We start from the raw sequence: 16,734 nt of genomic DNA on the forward strand, positions 1-16,734 counted from the left end.
AAGAGTGCCCCGCGACGACCGCGAGTACGACGTGGTGCTGTTCGGCGCGACCGGTTTCACCGGCGGGCTGACGGCCGAGTACCTGGCCGCCCATGCTCCCGAGGGCTGCCGCTGGGCGCTGGCCGGGCGCAACCGCGACAAGCTGTCGCGGCTGCGCGAGCGGCTGGCGGAGATCGATCCGGCCTGCGCCGAACTGCCGCTGCTGCACGCCGACGTCACCGATGCCGGCTCGCTGCGCGCGGTGGCGGAGAGCGCCGCGGTGGTGGCCACCACCGTCGGTCCGTACGTCGAGTACGGGGAGCCGCTGGTGGCCGCGTGCGCCGAGGCGGGGACGGACTACGCGGACCTGACCGGCGAGCCGGAGTTCGTCGACATGATGTACCTGCGCCACCACGACCGGGCCCGCCGCACCGGGGCGCGGCTGGTGCACGCCTGCGGTTTCGACTCGGTGCCGCACGACCTGGGCGTGCTGTACACCGTCGAGCGCCTCCCCGAGGGGGTGCCGCTGCGGATCGACGGCTATGTGCGGGCGTCGGCTGCCTTCTCCGGGGGTACGTTCGCCTCCGCGCTGACGGCGTTCTCCCGGGGACGGCAGATGCGGGCCGCGGCGCGGGAGCGGCGGCGGGTGGAGTCGCGTCCGGCCGGGCGGCGGGTCAGCGCGCCGCTGGACCGGCCGCGCCGCAGCGGGAAGGCGGGGGTGTGGGCGGTGCCGCTGCCGACGGTCGATCCGCAGATCGTGGCCCGGTCGGCGGCCGCTCTGGAGCGCTACGGCCCCGACTTCCGCTACCGCCACTACGCCGCCGTCCGCACACTGCCCGTGGCCGTGGGCGGCGTGGCCGGGGCGGGGGCGCTCTTCGCCGCCGCTCAGCTCCCGGCCGTACGCCGTGCGCTGTCGGCCCGGCTGGCGCCGGGGGACGGGCCGAGCCCCCGCAAGCGGGCGGAGAGCTGGTTCAAGGTCCGTTTCTTCGGGGAGGGCGGCGGCCACCGGGTGGTGACGGAGGTGTCCGGCGGCGATCCGGGCTACGACGAGACGGCGAAGATGCTGGCCGAGTCGGCGCTCTGTCTGGCACTGGACGACCTGCCGCAGACCTCGGGCCAGGTCACCACGGCCGTGGCGATGGGGGACGCCCTGATCGACCGGCTGGTGCGGGCCGGGATGGGCTTCCGGGTGGTCTCCTCGTCGGAAGACCGCTGAGCGTTCCGCAGGGGCCGGGGAGCCGGGTGGCGGGCGGTCAGCCCGTCACCCAGGAGGCTATGACGTAGAGCATGGCTATCACCCAGCCCACGGCGAGCGTGCCCGCCAGGGCGAGCGCCAGGACGGGGCCGCGCCCGAGGTCCGAGGCCAGGGAAGGGGCGATTTCGGGGGTTCCGTGCATGTTCTCCATGATCTGCTCCATGCCTTTCAGGGTGCCGTCCCACCACGGCTCCCAAACATCCGTACGCGTACTCATCCGCGTAGGGGATCAAGCTAGTCGCGGGTACTGACAACGCGGTCTCCGTGCGGGCGGACGGGACTGCGGGCACAATGCGCCCATGGAGCAACGGTCTTGGGCCCGGCTGTGGACCGCACTCGGCGGTGACTCCGTTCTGTGCGAGCGTGTCCGGTTCGTCCCCCGTACTTCTCCCGACGGAGCCGGCGGTGTGCTGCCGGCCCGGCTGCCGGTGCGGGAGCTGGCGCGTTCGACCGTGGCGGTGTGCGCGCTGGCGGCGGCCGAGTTCGGGGCCCGCTCCGTCACGGGGAGCACGGGTGCGGCCGTGCCCGGGGTCGGGGTGGACGACGGGGCGGTGGCCACCGCGTTCGTCAGCGAGCGGCATCTGCGGATCGACGGGCGCGCGCCGTCCACGTTCGCGCCGCTGTCGCGTTTCTGGCGCACCGACGGCGGTTGGCTGCGCACTCACGCCAACTACCCTCACCACCGCGCCCGGTTGCTGTCCGCGCTCGGTGTGCCGGACACGGGTGACGACGAGGCGCTCGTCGCCGCCGTCGCCGACGTGCTGGCGGAGCGCCGAGCCGAGGAGATCGAGGAGGCGGTGTACGCGGCGGGCGGTCTGGCCGTCGCCGTCCGCACGCCCGGGCAGTGGTCGGCGCATCCGCAGGGCACGGCCGTGGCCCGGCTCCCGCTGGTGGGGACGGAGCGGCTGGACGACGCGCCGGCGCTGCCGCTGCCCTCCCCCGGTTCAGGGCCGGGCGCAGGTGCCGGGTTGCGCGTGCTGGACCTCACCCGTGTCATCGCCGGTCCCGTGGCCACCCGCACCCTCGCCCTGCTGGGCGCCGATGTGCTGCGGATCGACTCGCCGCACCTGCCCGAGAGCGCGGACGCGCACGCCGACACCGGGTTCGGCAAGCGGTCGGCGCTGCTGGACCTGGCGTCCCGTTCCGGCCGCGCCTCCTTCGAGGAGCTGCTGGGGAAGGCCCATGTGGTGGTCACCGGCTACCGCCCCGGCGCGCTGGACCGCTTCGGGCTGTCGGCCGGGGAGTTGGCGGGGCGGCGGCCGGGTGTGGTGGTGGCCGAGTTGAGCGCCTGGGGCGGTCCCGGTGTCGGCCCCTGGGGCGGCAGGCGGGGGTTCGACAGTCTGGTGCAGGCGGCGAGCGGCATCGCCGTGGCCGAGGGCGGGCCGGACGGCGAGCCCGGTGTGCTGCCCGCGCAGGCCCTGGACCACGGTACGGGCTATCTGCTGGCCGCCGCCGTGCTGCGTTCGCTCACCGACCAGCGCGACAACGGGGGTTCGCGGCGCGTACGGCTCGCGCTGGCGCGGACCGCGCACTGGCTGCAGCACGAACTGGAGGGGAGGCGGGAACCGGAGGAGCCGGACGAGATCCGGGAGCCGTACGACCCGGCCGACTGGCTCGACGAGACGGGCGGCCCGCTGGGCCGGCTGCGCCACGCCGTCTCCCCCGTGGCCTACGACGGCGGACCGGAGGGCTGGTCCCGGCCGCCGGGGCGGCCGGGCGGGGACGCGCCCGTGTGGGAGTGAAGAGGCCGGCCGCGGGTCAGTCGTCCCGTTCGTCACGCCGCCGGTCGTGGCCGTGGCCGTACGTGTGCCCGTGGCCGTGGCCGTGGCCGTCCTCCAGGCGCTTGCGCTCCCGGCGCTCCGCGCGCCTGCGCTTGCGCTCCACCCCGACTCCGCCCCAGAAGGCGAAGCCGCTGACCACCACGCGCGGCGCGCCGGGCTCGCCCCGGCCCGCGGCACTGTGGTCGAAGCCGCCCATGACGCCGATGCCGCGTACGTCGACCTCGGCCTCGTCCGGGGCGATCACGTTGACGCCGCCCATGATCGCGAAGCAGCGGATCTCCACCTCGCGGTCCTCGAAGTACGCCTCGCGCAGGTCGATCTCCCCACCACCCCAGAAGGCGAAGCAGGTGAAGCGGCGGGGAGCGGTCCACGGCCCCTTGCGCACGAAGCCGCTCATGATCGCCACCGCGCCGCGTGATGTGGCGTTGCCGCCGAAGCGGTCGGCCCAGCCGCGGCCGGCGCGGGCGGGCTCGGCCGGGGTGGTCGGCGCGGTGGTCCGGGGCAGGTCCCTGACCAGGGGGGCCAGCTCGCCCTGGGTGCGCGCGGCGTAGGCGGAGTCCAGCCGGTCCTGGAACTCCTCCATGTCGAGGCGCCCCTCGGCCACCGCCTCGCGCAGCACCTCGGCCACGCGCTCCCGGTCGGCGTCGGAGGCCCTCATCTCGGGCAGATCGTCGGTCATGGCGGCAGGCTACCGGCCGGGCCCGGTCAGGTCGGGCCCGGCCGGTCGTCGGGCCGCCGGGCCGTCAGGCCAGGTCGATGCCGGGGTAGAGCGGGTGTCCGGCCAGCAGGTCGGCGGCGCGACCGGCGACGGCCTCGGCGACCTTGGGTTCCAGCAGGTACCGGGCCCGAGAGGGTGCGCCGGCCGCGGTGGTGCCCGGCTCGGCGGCGGTGAGGGTGGTGTGGATCAGGTCGGCGACCTCGTCCATCTCGGCCGTCCCCAGGCCGCGCGTGGTCAGGGCCGGGGTGCCGATGCGGATGCCGGAGGTGTACCAGGCGCCGTTGGGGTCGCGCGGCACGGCGTTGCGGTTGGTGACGATGCCGGCGTCCAGCAGCGCGTCCTCGGCCTGGCGGCCGGTGAGGCCGTAGCCGGTGACGTCCACCAGGGCCAGGTGGTTGTCGGTACCGCCGGTGACCAGGCGCGCGCCGCGGCACATCAGGCCCTCGGCGAGGGCGGCGGCGTTGTCCACCACCTGCCGGGCGTAGGTGCGGAAGGCGGGCTGCCGGGCCTCGGCCAGCGCCACGGCCTTGGCCGCCATGACGTGGGGCAGCGGGCCGCCGAGGACCATGGGGCAGCCGCGGTCCACGTGCTCGGCCAGCGCCTCGTCGCACAGCACCATGCCGCCGCGCGGGCCGCGCAGGGACTTGTGGGTCGTGGTGGTGACGATGTCGGCGTGCGGTACGGGGTCGTAGTCGCCGGTGAAGACCTTGCCGGCGACCAGTCCGGCGAAGTGGGCCATGTCGACCATCAGGGTGGCACCGACCTCGTCGGCGATCTCCCGCATGATCCGGAAGTTCACCTTCCGCGGGTAGGCGGAGTAGCCGGCGATCAGGATGAGGGGGCGGAACTCGCGGGCGGCGGCGCGCACCGCGTCGTAGTCCAGCAGGCCGGTGGCCGGGTCGGTGCCGTAGCTGCGCTGGGCGAACATCTTGCCGGAGATGTTGGGGCGGAAGCCGTGGGTGAGGTGGCCGCCGGCGTCCAGGGACATGCCCAGCATCCGCTGGTCGCCCAGCGCGCGCCGCAACTCCTCCCAGTCCTGCTCGCTCAGGTCGTTGACGTGCCTGGCCCCGGCCCGCTCCAGGGCGGGGCTCTCCACGCGCTGGGCCAGCACGGACCAGAAGGCGACGAGGTTGGCGTCGATGCCCGAGTGCGGCTGGACGTAGGCGTGGTCGGCGCCGAACAGCTCGCGGGCGTGCTCGGCGGCCAGCGCCTCGACGGTGTCGACGTTGCGGCATCCGGCGTAGAAGCGGCGGCCGACGGTGCCCTCGGCGTACTTGTCGCTGAGCCAGTTGCCCATGGCCAGGAGCACGGCCGGGGAGGCGTAGTTCTCGCTGGCGATCAGCTTGAGGGAGGCGCGCTGGTCGGTGATCTCGGCGCCGATGGCGTCGGCGACGCGCGGCTCGACGGCACGGATCACGTCCAGGGCGCTGCTGAAGGCGGTCGACGCGGTGGCGGCGGTGTCAGCGGTGCTCGCCGTGTTCCGGGGGGTGCGCGGGTCGGGTGCGGTGGCCATGGGCCCCTCCTTGACGTCCTCGAAGACGGTGCGGGCGGCCCAGGCGCGCGGCTCTTCGGCGCGGCGGGCTCGTACGCCCGGTGCGCGGGCCGCTCCCCGATGGTCGATCCCATCCCTACGCGCCAGTCACGGCCCGCCCGGAGCCTAGCACTCGCGGACGGCCCGGCCCTGGGGCACGGTGGAGACGAGAACCGATCGCCGCACCCTTCGCAGGAGGCACCATGTCCAGCCACACCTACCGTGTGACCGAGATCGTCGGCACCTCGCACGAGGGCGTCGACCAGGCGATCCGCAACGGGATCACCCGCGCCTCGGAGACGCTGCGGAACCTGGACTGGTTCGAGGTGACGCAGGTGCGCGGCAACATCTCCGACGGCCGGATCGAGCACTACCAGGTGGGGCTGAAGGTCGGGTTCCGCCTGGAGGGCGAGGAGTAGGCCGGGAGCGGGCCGCCGCGGTACGCACCCGCCGGAGTGCCTCTCCCGTCCGGTTCACCCGTCCTGCCGGGGCGGGAGGGATAGGAACGCCGCCGTGTGGCACTCGGACGCCCGGAAGGATGCCCCATCATCACTTTCTGGGCGATTCGGACATTCCGAGAGGAACGCAGTATGCCCACGGCAGCCACCAACAGGCAGGTCACGATCACCGACGCCCCGGCCCACGGCCGGTTCGAGGCCAGGATCGGCGCGACCCTCACCGGCTTCGCCGACTACGTACGCGACGACGACCTGGTGACCTATCCGCGGGTGGTGGTGTCCCGGCCCTTCCGCGGCCGGGGCATCGGCGACCGGCTGGTGCGGGCCGCGCTGGACGACGCGCGGCGGCGCGGCCTGCGCATCCGGCCGGCCTGCTCCTTCGTCGAGCAGTGGATCGTCATGCACCCCGGGTACCGGGACCTCGTGGCGGAGGAGGCCCGGGACGGCGGGGAGGCCGGCGGGTAGCGCGCTCGGCGCCGCCCGCCGGGCGCCCCTCAGGGCCCGGACGGGGCCGGGGTCAGGGGGTGTTCCACTTCTGGTTGGCGTTGCCCGAGCAGGTCCGGATCTGCGTCTTGGTGCCGTTGGCGGAGTTGCCGTCCCTCACGTCCAGGCACTTGTCGGCGTTCGGGTTGACGATGTCCCGGGCCTCGGTGACGACCCACTGCTGGGCGGCCGTGCCGTTGCAGTCCCAGATCTGGACGGGGGTGCCGTCGGCCGTGCCCGCGCCGGAGACGTCCAGGCACTTGCCGAGCGCCCGTATGGTGCCGTCCGTGCCGACGGTCCACCGCTGGGCGGCGTTGCCGTTGCAGTCGTGGATCTGCACCGGGGTGCCGTTGGCGGTGTCCGCCCAGGCCACGTCCAGGCACTTGCCCGCCAGGCCGGTGATGGTGCCGGTGCGCTCTCCCCCGCCACCGCCGCCGTCGCCGCTGGTGACGCGGACGTAGTCGACGACGAGTTTCTGCGGGAAGACGGTGCTCGAGTCCGGCAGTCCCGGCCAGTCGCCGCCCACCGCGAGGTTGAGGATCAGGAAGAACGGCTTGTCGAACACCCAGCGGTCGCCGCCCAGGTCGGCCGGGGTGCGGCGCTGGTAGACCTGGCCGTCGACCGACCAGGTGATGGAGTTCGGGGACCAGTCGACGGCGAAAGTGTGGAAGTCGTCGGCGAACGCCCGGCCACCGGGGAGGGTGTAGCCGGCGCCGATGCCCTCACCGCCGGAGTAGCCGGGGCCGTGCAGGGTGCCGTGCACGGTGCCGGGCTCGTATCCGACGTTCTCCATGATGTCGATCTCGCCGCTGTTGGGCCAGCCGACGCCGCCGATGTCGTGGCCGAGCATCCAGAACGCCGGCCACATGCCCTGGCCGCGCGGGAGCTTCATCCGGGCCTCGACGTGGCCGTAGGTGGTGGTGAACTTCCCGGCGGTGTTCATCCGGGCCGAGGTGTACTCGCAGCGGCCGTACCAGCACTGGTAGTCGCCCGGGTTCTCCTTGCGGGCGGTGATCACCAGGTTGCCGTCGCCGTCGAGCGCGGCGTTGGCGTTGCCCGGGGTGTAGTACTGCCGCTCGTGGTTGTTGCCGCTGTTGTCGCCGGTCTCCAGCTGCCATCTGCGGCCGTCGACCGCCGATCCGGCGGGTCCGTCGAAGTTCTCCTCGAACAGCACCGCCGCCGGGGCCGCTTCGGCCCTCTGTGCGGTCTTCTGTGCGGTCTCGCCCGCCGGGCCGGCGACCGCGGTGCCGGTGACCGCCAGGGTCGCGGCCAGCGTCAGCAGCATCGCCGCCGAAGCCCGGCGGCGGGACCGGCGGCGACGGGGCCTCTCGCCGCGGGGAGGGTCGTGGGGGACATGGGGGGCTGTCAGGTGCATGACCATCACATCCGTCTGTCGTCCGGAGGATCCGGCGGTGGGGGCCGCTCCCTCCGCATACGGGCCGTAGAGCGCGGGGCCGCCTCCTACACGGTGAGGGCGCGGTGCGGACGGGAAGGGGCGGGGCAGCGCTCGGCGCGCCGACCGCCCGCGTTCCAGGCTTGGTTCGGACAGTGAGTCAACTCCTGGGGAAACCCGGCCGTCAAGGGATTGGACGAGACCAATCAACTTCAAGAAGTGAACGAGAGAGCGCTCTTGAGAGCGTTCTCAAACAGTGACACCCAATTTTGGCGTGAAGTCTTGACGCCCTTGCCCGCTACCGTTTGACTCCGTGCCCATGCCCGGCACCGGTCCCGGAACCGGTGCCGCCGAACCGAGCCCCACCAAGCCGAGCCCCGCCAGGCCGATCGGCGGCGACCTCCCGGACGAAGCTTCGGCACCCGGCCCGGTTCCCGCCCCCAGAAGCCCCGCACCCCCGTCCAGCACCACCCCGGAACACCGATGAGAGCGCTCTCAGAGATGGAGGCGCAACCGATCTGAGAGCGCTCTCAGAACCGCGAGCGACAACCCCCTCACCCCTCGCGACCGAACAGGAAAGGCCCAGGAGGAGACACCATGAGAACCACGAGCACGGCCCGGACCAGAACCGCCATCGCGGTGGCCCTCGCCGCCACCACCCTGCTCGCCGGCTGCACCGCGGGCGCCCCCGGCGCGGGCGGCTCGCAGGCCGAGGGCGACAAGGGCGTGCTCACCGTCGGCATGCCCAACGGCCCGCAGACCGACAACAGCAACCCGTTCCTGGGCACCTCCGCGGGCGCCTCCCTGGGCTACCGCCACATGATCTACGAGCCGCTGGTGATGGTGAACGGCGTCCGCCCCGCCGAGGAGGGCAAGCCCTGGCTGGCCAGCGAGTGGAAGTGGTCGGACAACTACAAGAAGCTCACCCTGACCGTGCAGGACGGGCCCACCTGGTCCGACGGGAAGGAGTTCGGCGCCAAGGACGTGGAGTTCACCTTCCGGCTGCTGAAGGAGAACGAGGCGCTCAACACCAACGCCATCCCCTACGACGGCATCAGCCGTGAGGGCGACACCGTCGAACTGACCTTCCCCGAGTCCCAGTTCGTCAACCAGAGCAAGATCCTGACCACCTTCGTCGTGCCCGAGCACATCTGGTCGAAGGTGAAGAACCCCGAGACCTGGGCCAACAAGAAGCCCGTGGGCACCGGCCCGTACACGCTCAAGACCTTCACGCCGCAGACCATCACCCTCACCGCCCGCGACACCTACTGGCAGGACGAGCCCGAGGTCGAGGAGCTGCGCTACACCTCCTACAACGACAACAACGCGCAGACCACGGCCCTGGCCAACGGCACCTGCGAGTGGTCCTTCGTCTTCACCCCCGACTACGAGAAGATCTACGTCGCCAAGGACCCCGAGCACCACAAGCTCTGGTTCCCCTCCGGGCTGGGCGTCCACGGCCTGTGGTTCAACACCGCCAAGAAGCCCTTCGACGACCCGGCGCTGCGCCGCGCGATCAACCACGTCGTCGACCGCGAGGCCATCCACGTCCGGGCGCAGGCCACGCTCTACCCGGAGATCGAGAGCGTGACGGGCATCCCGCTGCCCGCCGGCGAGCCCTTCATCGCGCCCGAGTACAAGGGCGAGAAGCTGAAGGTGGACGTCGAGGCCGCCGAGAAGGAGCTGAAGGAGGCCGGTTACACCCTGGACGGAGGCGTCCTGAAGGACCCCTCGGGCAAGCCGGTGACGATGACGCTCACCGACCCGGCCGGCTGGTCGGACTACCTCACCGGTCTGTCGATCATCAAGGACAACGTCAAGAAGATCGGCATCGAGGCCAAGGTGAGGACCCAGACCGTCGACGCCTGGACCACCGCGATGAACGAGGGCGACTTCGACGCCAGCCTCCACTGGACCAACAGCGGCGCCACCCCGTACGACATGTACCAGCACGTGATGGACGGGGGGCTGTACCAGCCGCTCGGCAAGGCCTCCCCCGGCGGCAACTTCGGCCGCTTCCGCGACGAGGCGGCCACCGAGGCGCTCAAGGAGTACGCGGACGCGAGCGACGAGGGCACCCGTACCGAGGCGCTGAACGAACTCCAGCGGATCATGGTCGAGGAAGTGCCGCTCATCGCCACCGCCGCCGCTCCCATCGGCGCCGAGTACAGCACCCGCAACTGGGTCGGCTGGCCCTCGGAGTCCGACCCGTACGCGCCGCCGCAGCCCACCCAGCCCAACTCCCTGGACGTCGTCCTGCACCTGCGCCCCGCCTCCTGACGGCACGCGGGCGCCGGAAGCCGGGCGACCCCCGCCCCGCCGCACACCGCATCCCGTCCCCGCACCGCGGCGGGGCGGGCCCCGTCCGGCGCCTCCGGCACCCCCGCGCACACGTCACAGGCGGCCCGACAGCCATGACCACAGGGACGACAGGAAGAGCCATGTCCGAAGAACACTCCGAAGAACGCGCCGCACCACCGCCCGGCCGCGACCCCGGCACCGCCCCGGAACACGACGGGCGCGTGGTGCTGGAGGCCGAGGGGGTGAGCAAGCACTTCCCCGTGCGGCGCGGCGCCCGCGCGCTGCTGGGCGGGAAGCGCCGGGCCGTCCACGCGGTGGACGACGTGTCGCTGCGGCTGCGCCGCGGTTCGGTGACCGCGCTGGTGGGCGAGTCCGGGTCGGGCAAGTCCACCGTCGCCCGGCTGCTCGCCCAGCTCTACCCGGCGACCGCCGGGGAGATCCGGCTGGACGGCAGACCGGCGCGGGCCGGACGGGGGCGGGCGTTCCGCGCGTACTGCCGGCACGTCCAGCTGATCTTCCAGGACCCGTTCGCCTCGCTCAACCCGGTGCACACCGTGCGCTACCACCTCACCCGCGCGCTGCGCATCCACGGCCGGGCCGGCAGCGGCGCGGCGGAGCTGGAGAAGGCGCTGGCCGCGCTGCTGGAGCGGGTGCAGCTCACCCCGGCCTCCCGCTATCTGGACGCCTTCCCGCACGAGCTGTCCGGCGGGCAGCGCCAGCGGGTGGCCATCGCCCGCGCCATGGCCGCCGATCCGCGGGTGCTGCTGGCCGACGAGCCGGTCTCCATGCTGGACGTCTCCATCCGCCTGGGCGTGCTCAACCTGCTGCGCGACCTGAAGGAGCGGCTGGACCTGGCGATCCTCTACATCACCCACGACATCGCCTCCGCCCGCTACTTCGCGGACGAGACGCTGGTGATGTACGCGGGGAGGATGGTCGAGGGCGGCGACAGCGAGACCGTCACCCAGCGCCCCGCCCACCCCTACACCCGGCTGCTGCTGGCCTCCGCCCCCGACCCGGACCGGGTCACCGGGGCCGCCGGAGACGGCGGGGACGCCGGGGACGCCGGGGAGACCGCCGACCCCTCGGCGAGCGAGCCGCCCAGCCTGATCTCGCCGCCCGCCGGCTGCCGCTTCCACCCGCGCTGCCCGCTGGCGATGGAGCGCTGCCGCGACCGGACCCCGCCGCGCTTCGACCTCGACGGCGGCCAGTGGGCGGCCTGCTGGCTGTACGACACCTCCGGGGACGTACCGGCCACCGGGAGCGCGCCGGCCGCCGGTACCGGACGGGGGTCCGCGTCGTGAAGTTCGTCCTCCAGCGCCTGGCCTTCTACCTGCTGACCGCCTGGGCGGCCATCACCATCAACTTCCTCATCCCCCGGCTGATGCCCGGCGATCCGGTGCAGTCGCTGCTCGCCCGCTACCAGGGCCAGCTCTCCAGCAAGTCCATCGCCTCCCTGGAGGCCCTCTTCGGGCTCGACCGGGACCGCTCGCTGTGGCAGCAGTACACCGACTACTGGGCCGGCCTGGCCCGCGGGGACCTGGGGACGTCGTTCACCTACTTCCCCACCCCCGTCTCGGAGGTCATCTCCCAGAGCCTGCCGTGGACACTGGCCCTGGTCGGCACCACGACCCTGATCAGCTTCCTGCTCGGCACCGGCATCGGCATCTTCGCCGGCTGGAAGCGCGGCTCCTGGCTGGACGGGCTGCTGCCGGTGACCACCTTCATCTCGGCCATCCCCTACTTCTGGCTGGGGCTGATAGCCATCGCGGTGTTCGCCGTGCAGTGGCCGCTCTTCCCCGCCTCCGGCGGCTACGACGCCTCCCTGGTGCCCTCCCTGAGCGGGGCGTTCGTCTCCAGCGCGCTGTACCACGCGGTGCTGCCGGGCGTGACGGTCGTGCTCAGCGCGATGGCCGGCTGGGTGCTGGGGATGCGGAACATGATGGTGACCGTCTCCTCCGAGGACTACGTGATGGTCGCCCAGGCCAAGGGGCTGCCCGAGCGCCGGGTGATGTTCTCCTACGCCGCCCGCAACGCGATCCTGCCCAACGTCTCCGGCTTCGCCCTCTCGCTGGGCTTCATCGTCGGCGGCACGCTGCTGGTGGAGATGGTCTTCTCCTATCCCGGCATCGGCTACGTCCTCTTCCAGGGCGTCGGCGCCAAGGACTACCCGCTGATGCAGGGCGTCTTCCTGATCATCACCCTCGCCGTGCTGGCCGCCAACCTCCTGGCCGACCTGCTGTACATGATCCTCGACCCGCGCACCCGGAAGGAGGGCTGACCCATGGCCGTACAGGCGTCCGAAAGCGCTGCTGTCACCGCCGTCCCCGCCGCCCCGCCCGCGGCCCGCCGCGACCGGCTGCGCTTCCTGCGCAACGGCAAGACCGCCACCGGGCTGGCGATCCTGGGCCTGTTCGTCCTGCTCGCCGTCGCCGGACAGTGGCTGGCCCCCCACGATCCGTCCGCGATGAGCGACGACGTGCTCCAGCCGCCCTCCTGGGAGCATCCGTTCGGCACCACGCAGACCGGCCAGGACATCTTCTCCCAGGTGCTGGTGGGCACCCGCGGGGTGCTCGTGGTGGGCTTCGTCGCGGGCTTCTTCGCGACGCTGCTGTCGGTACTGGTCGGGGTGAGCTCCGGCTTCCTGTCCGGCATCGGCGACGAGGTGCTCTCAGCGCTCACCAACATCTTCCTCGTCCTGCCCGGACTGCCGCTGATCATCATCATCGCCAGCTTCCTGCCGGACTCCGGCGACGTGATCATCGCGGTGGTCATCAGCCTCACCGCGTGGGCCTGGGGAGCGCGGGTGCTGCGCGCGCAGACCATGTCGCTGCGCGCGCGGGACTACGTCCAGGCCGCGCGGGCCACGGGCGAGTCCACCTGGCGGATCATCGTCTTCGAGATCCTGCCGAACCTGACCGCCGTCATCGCCTCCGGATTCGTCGGAACGGTGATCTTCGCGGTGCTGTCGGAGATCACCCTGGCCTTCATCGGCGTGGCCGACATCTCCCACTGGAACTGGGGGACCATCCTGTTCTGGGCGCAGAGCAACCAGGCCCTCGGCCAGGGCGCGTGGTGGTGGTTCGTGCCCGCCGGACTGTGCATCGCGCTGCTGGGCACGGCGCTGACACTGATCAACTTCGGCATCGACGAGTTCGTCAACCCCAGGCTGCGCACCGCCGTCCGCGTCCGCGGCGGGGCCCGGATGCGGGTCGGCTTCACCCCCGTCGCCCGCGCCCCGCGCGGCGGGGCGAAGTCCGCCAGGGACGCGCGGGAAGCGGGCGGGGCACGCGAGACCGAGGAGAGCACCGTATGAGCACATCGGCCACCTCCCCCGTGAGCGCCCCGCCGCACGCCGCGACGCGGCCGCCCGTGCTGGAGATCGGCGGGTTGTCCGTCGACTACGGCGTCGGGGACGGCGCGGTACGGGCCCTGCACGACGTGGACCTGACCCTGCGCCGCGGCGAGGTGCTGGGCCTGGCCGGCGAGTCCGGCTCGGGCAAGTCCACCCTGGCCTACGCCGTCACCCGGCTGCTCTCCCCGCCCGGGGTGATCACCGGCGGGGACGTGCGCTACCACCCGCGCGGGGGCGAGCCGGTGGACGTGCTGGCCATGACCCCGGGGGAGTTGCGGGCGTTCCGCTGGCAGGAGGTCTCCATCGTCTTCCAGGGGGCGATGAACTCCCTCAACCCCGTCCACACCGTGCGCACCCAGCTCACCGACGTGCTGAAGGCCCACCGGCCGCAGATGTCCCGGGCCGAGCGCGTCGGGCGGGCGCGGGAACTGCTGTCGCTGGTGGGCATCTCCCCCGACCGGCTGGGGGCCTATCCGCACCAGCTCTCGGGCGGGATGCGGCAGCGGGTGATGATCGCCATGGCGCTGGCCCTGGAGCCGGAGATCGTCGTCATGGACGAACCGACCACCGCGCTGGACGTGGTGATGCAGCGCCAGATCCTGCGACAGCTGGTGCGGCTGCGCGAGGAGCTGGACTTCTCGGTCGTCTTCATCACCCACGACATCTCGCTGCTGATCGAGTTCTCCGACCGGATCGCCATCATGTACGGCGGCCGGGTCGTGGAGCAGGCCGGGGCCGCCGAGATCTACCGCGACCCCCGCCACCCGTACAGCCACGGGCTGCTGCACTCCTTCCCCGCGCTGCACGGCCCGCGCCGCGAGCTGACCGGCATACCCGGCTCGCCGCCGGACCTGAGGGCCATGCCGTCCGGCTGCGCCTTCCACCCGCGCTGCCCGAAGGCCTTCGAGCCCTGCGGCCTGCGCACGCCCCACCTCGCGCCCGTGCCCGGTACCGGTACCGGCTCGGACACAGATACAGACACCGGCAACGACACAGAAACCGGCCGCAGCGTCGCCTGCTGGCTGAACGACGACCGCCGAGACGGAGAAGCATGACCGCCACCACTCCCGCATCCCCCCTGACCGCCCCCGCGCCCGAGCCGGTCGCCGGGCTGCCGGCGGACTTCCGCTGGGGGGTGGCCACCTCCTCGTACCAGATCGAGGGCGCGGTCGACGAGGACGGCCGCACCCCATCCATCTGGGACACCTTCTGCCGTGTGCCCGGAGCCGTGGCAGGCGGCGAGAACGGCGACACCGCCTGCGACCACTACCACCGGATGCCGCAGGACGTGGAGCTGATCGCCTCCCTGGGCGTGGACACCTACCGCTTCTCGCTGGCGTGGCCGCGTATCCAGCCGGGCGGGCGCGGGAAGGGCGACCCGCGCGGCATCGCCTTCTACGACCGGCTGGTCGACGAGCTGCTGGAACGCGGCGTCACCCCGTGGGTGACCCTCTACCACTGGGACCTGCCCCAGGAGCTGGAGGACGCGGGCGGCTGGCCGGAGCGCGACACCGCCCACCGGTTCGCCGACTACGCCCGGATCGCCCACGACGCCCTCGGCGACCGCGTCCGGCACTGGACGACGCTGAACGAGCCGTGGTGCTCGGCGGTGCTCGGCTACGACCAGGGGGTGCACGCGCCCGGCCGCCGCGACTTCGGCGACTCCATGCGGGCCGTCCACCATCTGCTGCTCGGCCACGGGCTGGCCGCGCGGCGGCTGCGCGCCGCCGGGAGTCCGCCCGAGGAGCTGGGCATCACCCTCAACCTGGGCACCGCCACCCCGGCGAGCGACGGCGAGGCCGACCGGGCCGCCGCGCGCCGCGCCGACGGGATGGGCACCCGGCTCTACCTGGACCCGCTGGTGCACGGGCGCTACCCGCGGGACGTGGTGGAGGACCTGGCCGCCCGAGGGGTGACCCTGCCCGTGGCGGACGGCGATCTGGAGGTGATCTCCACACCGCTGGACGTGCTCGGCGTCAACTTCTACTCCGGCCACGTCTTCTCCGGCACCGCCGAGGACGGCTCCACGACCGGTCGGGACGGGCTGCCGGTGACCCGGGTCGTCCCGCAGGGCCGGCCGCGCACGGCGATGGACTGGGAGATCGTCCCCGAGCGACTGACCGAGCTGCTGGTGCGGCTGCACGAGGACTACGGGCTGCCGACGGTGATCACCGAGAACGGCGCGGCCTTCGACGACGAGCCGGAGGCCGACGGCACGGTGCACGACGCCGACCGCACCGCCTATCTCGCCGACCACATCCGCGCGGTGGCGGCGGCCCGGAGCGCCGGTGCGGACGTGCGCGGCTACTTCGCCTGGTCGCTGATGGACAACTTCGAGTGGGCCTACGGGTACGCCAAGCGGTTCGGTCTGGTCCACGTCGACTACGCCACCCAGCGCCGGACCGTCAAGGACAGCGGGCTGTGGTACCGGGACACGGTCCGGCTGACCCGCCGGGCCGCCGGTCAGGCCGCCGGGGACCGGGCCGCCGAAGGCTGACGTCCGGGCGGGACACCGGTGCCCGCCGTGCCGGGGGCGGGCCCGGGCGGCGGCGCCGGCGGGCTGATCCCCGGCGACCTGCCCGCCGGCGCCGCCTGCACGCCCGCTCCCAGGGTCGCCTCCACCGCCTCCCGCGCGGCGGCGGCCAGCGCGCGTCGGCCGGGGTGGGCGCCGTGCGGCAGCGGCGGCAGTACGGTCACCTCGGCGACCAGGCCCCGGGCGGCGGCCACCCGGCGCAGCGAGGCGGCCAGTGTGTCGTCGCCGACGAAGGCCGGCCGCGTGTCCACCGTCTCCGCCGCGTCCGTGGAGCCCGGTCCGTGCGCCGCGCCGTGCGTCCGGTAGCGGATCGCCACCGGCTGCACGGGGACCCCGGCCTCCAGCGCGGCCTGGAACAGCGCAGCGCGGAACGGTCCGCGCTCCCTGCCGCACCGGGTGCTGCCCTCGGGGAAGGCCACCACGGTCGAGCCCGCGCGCAGGGCGGAGGCGACCTCCGCAACCGTCTCCGGCAGGCCCCTCAGCCGCTCGCGGTCGATGAACAGGGTGCCGCCGCGGGCGGCCAGCCGCCCCAGCACCGGATACCGTCCGACCTCCCGCTTGGCCACCATCCGGCCGGGCGCCACCGCGGCCAGCAGCGGTACGTCCAGCCAGGAGACGTGGTTGGCCACCACCAGCGCCGGGCCGGCGACGGGCCGGCCCGTGACGCGGACCCGCACCCCCAGCGCGGCGGCGATCGCCCCGCACCACCACCGCACCGGCACCGCGCGGCGGGCCGGGGCGAGGAGGCGCGCGGTCGGTGACAGCGCCACCCCCGCCGGCAGGACGGCGGCCAGGGCCGCCCAGCGCGCCGAACGGCGCAGCGCACCGGCGCCCGCCGGACGGCGGGGCAGGCAGCCGGCCACGGTGCAGGGCGAGATGGGGAACCACGGATTCGCCCGGGGGTCCGCCCCGTCCGGTGTGCCCATCGTCTCCCCCTTCCTCCCCTC

General features: G+C 73.3%; 15 protein-coding genes. 10 read left to right on the forward strand and 5 right to left on the reverse strand.

What is annotated here, in order from left to right:
- The first annotated feature begins 4 nt into the window (after positions 1-4).
- Positions 5-1,195, forward strand: a complete 1,191-nt coding sequence (locus BM237_RS12355; RefSeq protein WP_093849631.1) for a saccharopine dehydrogenase family protein — start codon at positions 5-7, stop codon at positions 1,193-1,195.
- 37 nt (positions 1,196-1,232) lie between these two features.
- On the opposite strand, the gene mmpA is transcribed toward BM237_RS12355, so the two are convergent.
- Positions 1,233-1,397 carry a morphogenic membrane protein MmpA gene (mmpA, locus tag BM237_RS29285; RefSeq protein WP_175540984.1) on the reverse strand — a complete coding sequence of 55 codons (165 nt, stop codon included), beginning with the start codon at positions 1,395-1,397 and terminating at the stop codon, positions 1,233-1,235.
- A 136-nt stretch (positions 1,398-1,533) separates the two neighbouring features.
- Here mmpA and BM237_RS12360 point away from each other — a divergent pair, with 136 nt between their 5' ends.
- Positions 1,534-2,976: a CoA transferase gene (locus tag BM237_RS12360; RefSeq protein ID WP_093849632.1), complete on the forward strand. Its 1,443-nt coding sequence runs from the start codon at positions 1,534-1,536 to the stop codon at positions 2,974-2,976.
- A gap of 16 nt (positions 2,977-2,992) precedes the next feature.
- On the opposite strand, the gene BM237_RS12365 is transcribed toward BM237_RS12360, so the two are convergent.
- Positions 2,993-3,694 (reverse strand): DUF1707 SHOCT-like domain-containing protein, encoded by a 702-nt coding sequence (locus BM237_RS12365; RefSeq protein ID WP_093849633.1) that lies wholly within the window; start codon positions 3,692-3,694, stop codon positions 2,993-2,995.
- A 64-nt stretch (positions 3,695-3,758) separates the two neighbouring features.
- Entirely contained in the window at positions 3,759-5,246 is a 1,488-nt protein-coding gene (locus BM237_RS12370; protein ID WP_093849634.1) for a glycine hydroxymethyltransferase, read from the reverse strand.
- A 221-nt stretch (positions 5,247-5,467) separates the two neighbouring features.
- On the opposite strand from BM237_RS12370, the gene BM237_RS12375 reads away from it, so the two are divergent.
- Together BM237_RS12375 and BM237_RS12380 are read left to right on the forward strand one after the other, a co-directional pair.
- Positions 5,468-5,683, forward strand: a complete 216-nt coding sequence (locus BM237_RS12375) for a dodecin (protein WP_093849635.1) — start codon at positions 5,468-5,470, stop codon at positions 5,681-5,683.
- A 96-nt stretch (positions 5,684-5,779) separates the two neighbouring features.
- Entirely contained in the window at positions 5,780-6,187 is a 408-nt protein-coding gene (locus BM237_RS12380; protein WP_342746229.1) for a GNAT family N-acetyltransferase, read from the forward strand.
- A 52-nt stretch (positions 6,188-6,239) separates the two neighbouring features.
- Here BM237_RS12380 and BM237_RS12385 read toward each other — a convergent pair whose 3' ends face one another.
- Positions 6,240-7,490 carry a glycoside hydrolase family 16 protein gene (locus tag BM237_RS12385; protein WP_093849637.1) on the reverse strand — a complete coding sequence of 417 codons (1,251 nt, stop codon included), beginning with the start codon at positions 7,488-7,490 and terminating at the stop codon, positions 6,240-6,242.
- A 705-nt stretch (positions 7,491-8,195) separates the two neighbouring features.
- Here BM237_RS12385 and BM237_RS12390 point away from each other — a divergent pair.
- The 6 genes from BM237_RS12390 to BM237_RS12415 all read left to right on the forward strand — a co-directional run bounded on the left by BM237_RS12390 (position 8,196) and on the right by BM237_RS12415 (position 15,751).
- The gene (locus BM237_RS12390; protein WP_093849638.1) at positions 8,196-9,878 is read left to right on the forward strand and encodes an ABC transporter substrate-binding protein; all 1,683 of its coding nucleotides are present in this window, start codon (positions 8,196-8,198) and stop codon (positions 9,876-9,878) included.
- 161 nt (positions 9,879-10,039) lie between these two features.
- Complete coding sequence (locus BM237_RS12395) at positions 10,040-11,203, forward strand: ABC transporter ATP-binding protein (protein WP_093849639.1); 1,164 nt, start codon at positions 10,040-10,042, stop codon at positions 11,201-11,203.
- Positions 11,200-12,180, forward strand: a complete 981-nt coding sequence (locus tag BM237_RS12400; protein WP_093849754.1) for an ABC transporter permease — start codon at positions 11,200-11,202, stop codon at positions 12,178-12,180. The genes BM237_RS12395 and BM237_RS12400 overlap by 4 nt, the downstream gene beginning before the upstream one ends.
- Positions 12,181-12,183: 3 nt before the next feature.
- Positions 12,184-13,215 carry an ABC transporter permease gene (locus tag BM237_RS12405; RefSeq protein WP_093849640.1) on the forward strand — a complete coding sequence of 344 codons (1,032 nt, stop codon included), beginning with the start codon at positions 12,184-12,186 and terminating at the stop codon, positions 13,213-13,215.
- Entirely contained in the window at positions 13,212-14,309 is a 1,098-nt protein-coding gene (locus tag BM237_RS12410) for an ABC transporter ATP-binding protein (protein WP_093849641.1), read from the forward strand. Before BM237_RS12405 ends, BM237_RS12410 begins: the two co-directional genes overlap by 4 nt.
- A complete protein-coding gene (locus tag BM237_RS12415) occupies positions 14,306-15,751 on the forward strand; it encodes a GH1 family beta-glucosidase (protein WP_093849642.1) in 1,446 nt (481 codons plus the stop codon). Before BM237_RS12410 ends, BM237_RS12415 begins: the two co-directional genes overlap by 4 nt.
- Here BM237_RS12415 and BM237_RS12420 read toward each other — a convergent pair.
- Complete coding sequence (locus BM237_RS12420; RefSeq protein WP_093849643.1) at positions 15,718-16,713, reverse strand: lysophospholipid acyltransferase family protein; 996 nt, start codon at positions 16,711-16,713, stop codon at positions 15,718-15,720. The genes BM237_RS12415 and BM237_RS12420 overlap by 34 nt on opposite strands.
- Positions 16,714-16,734: the final 21 nt, after the last annotated feature.

This window comes from Streptomyces mangrovi (genome assembly GCF_900114215.1).
Lineage (GTDB): Bacteria > Actinomycetota > Actinomycetes > Streptomycetales > Streptomycetaceae > Streptomyces > Streptomyces barkulensis.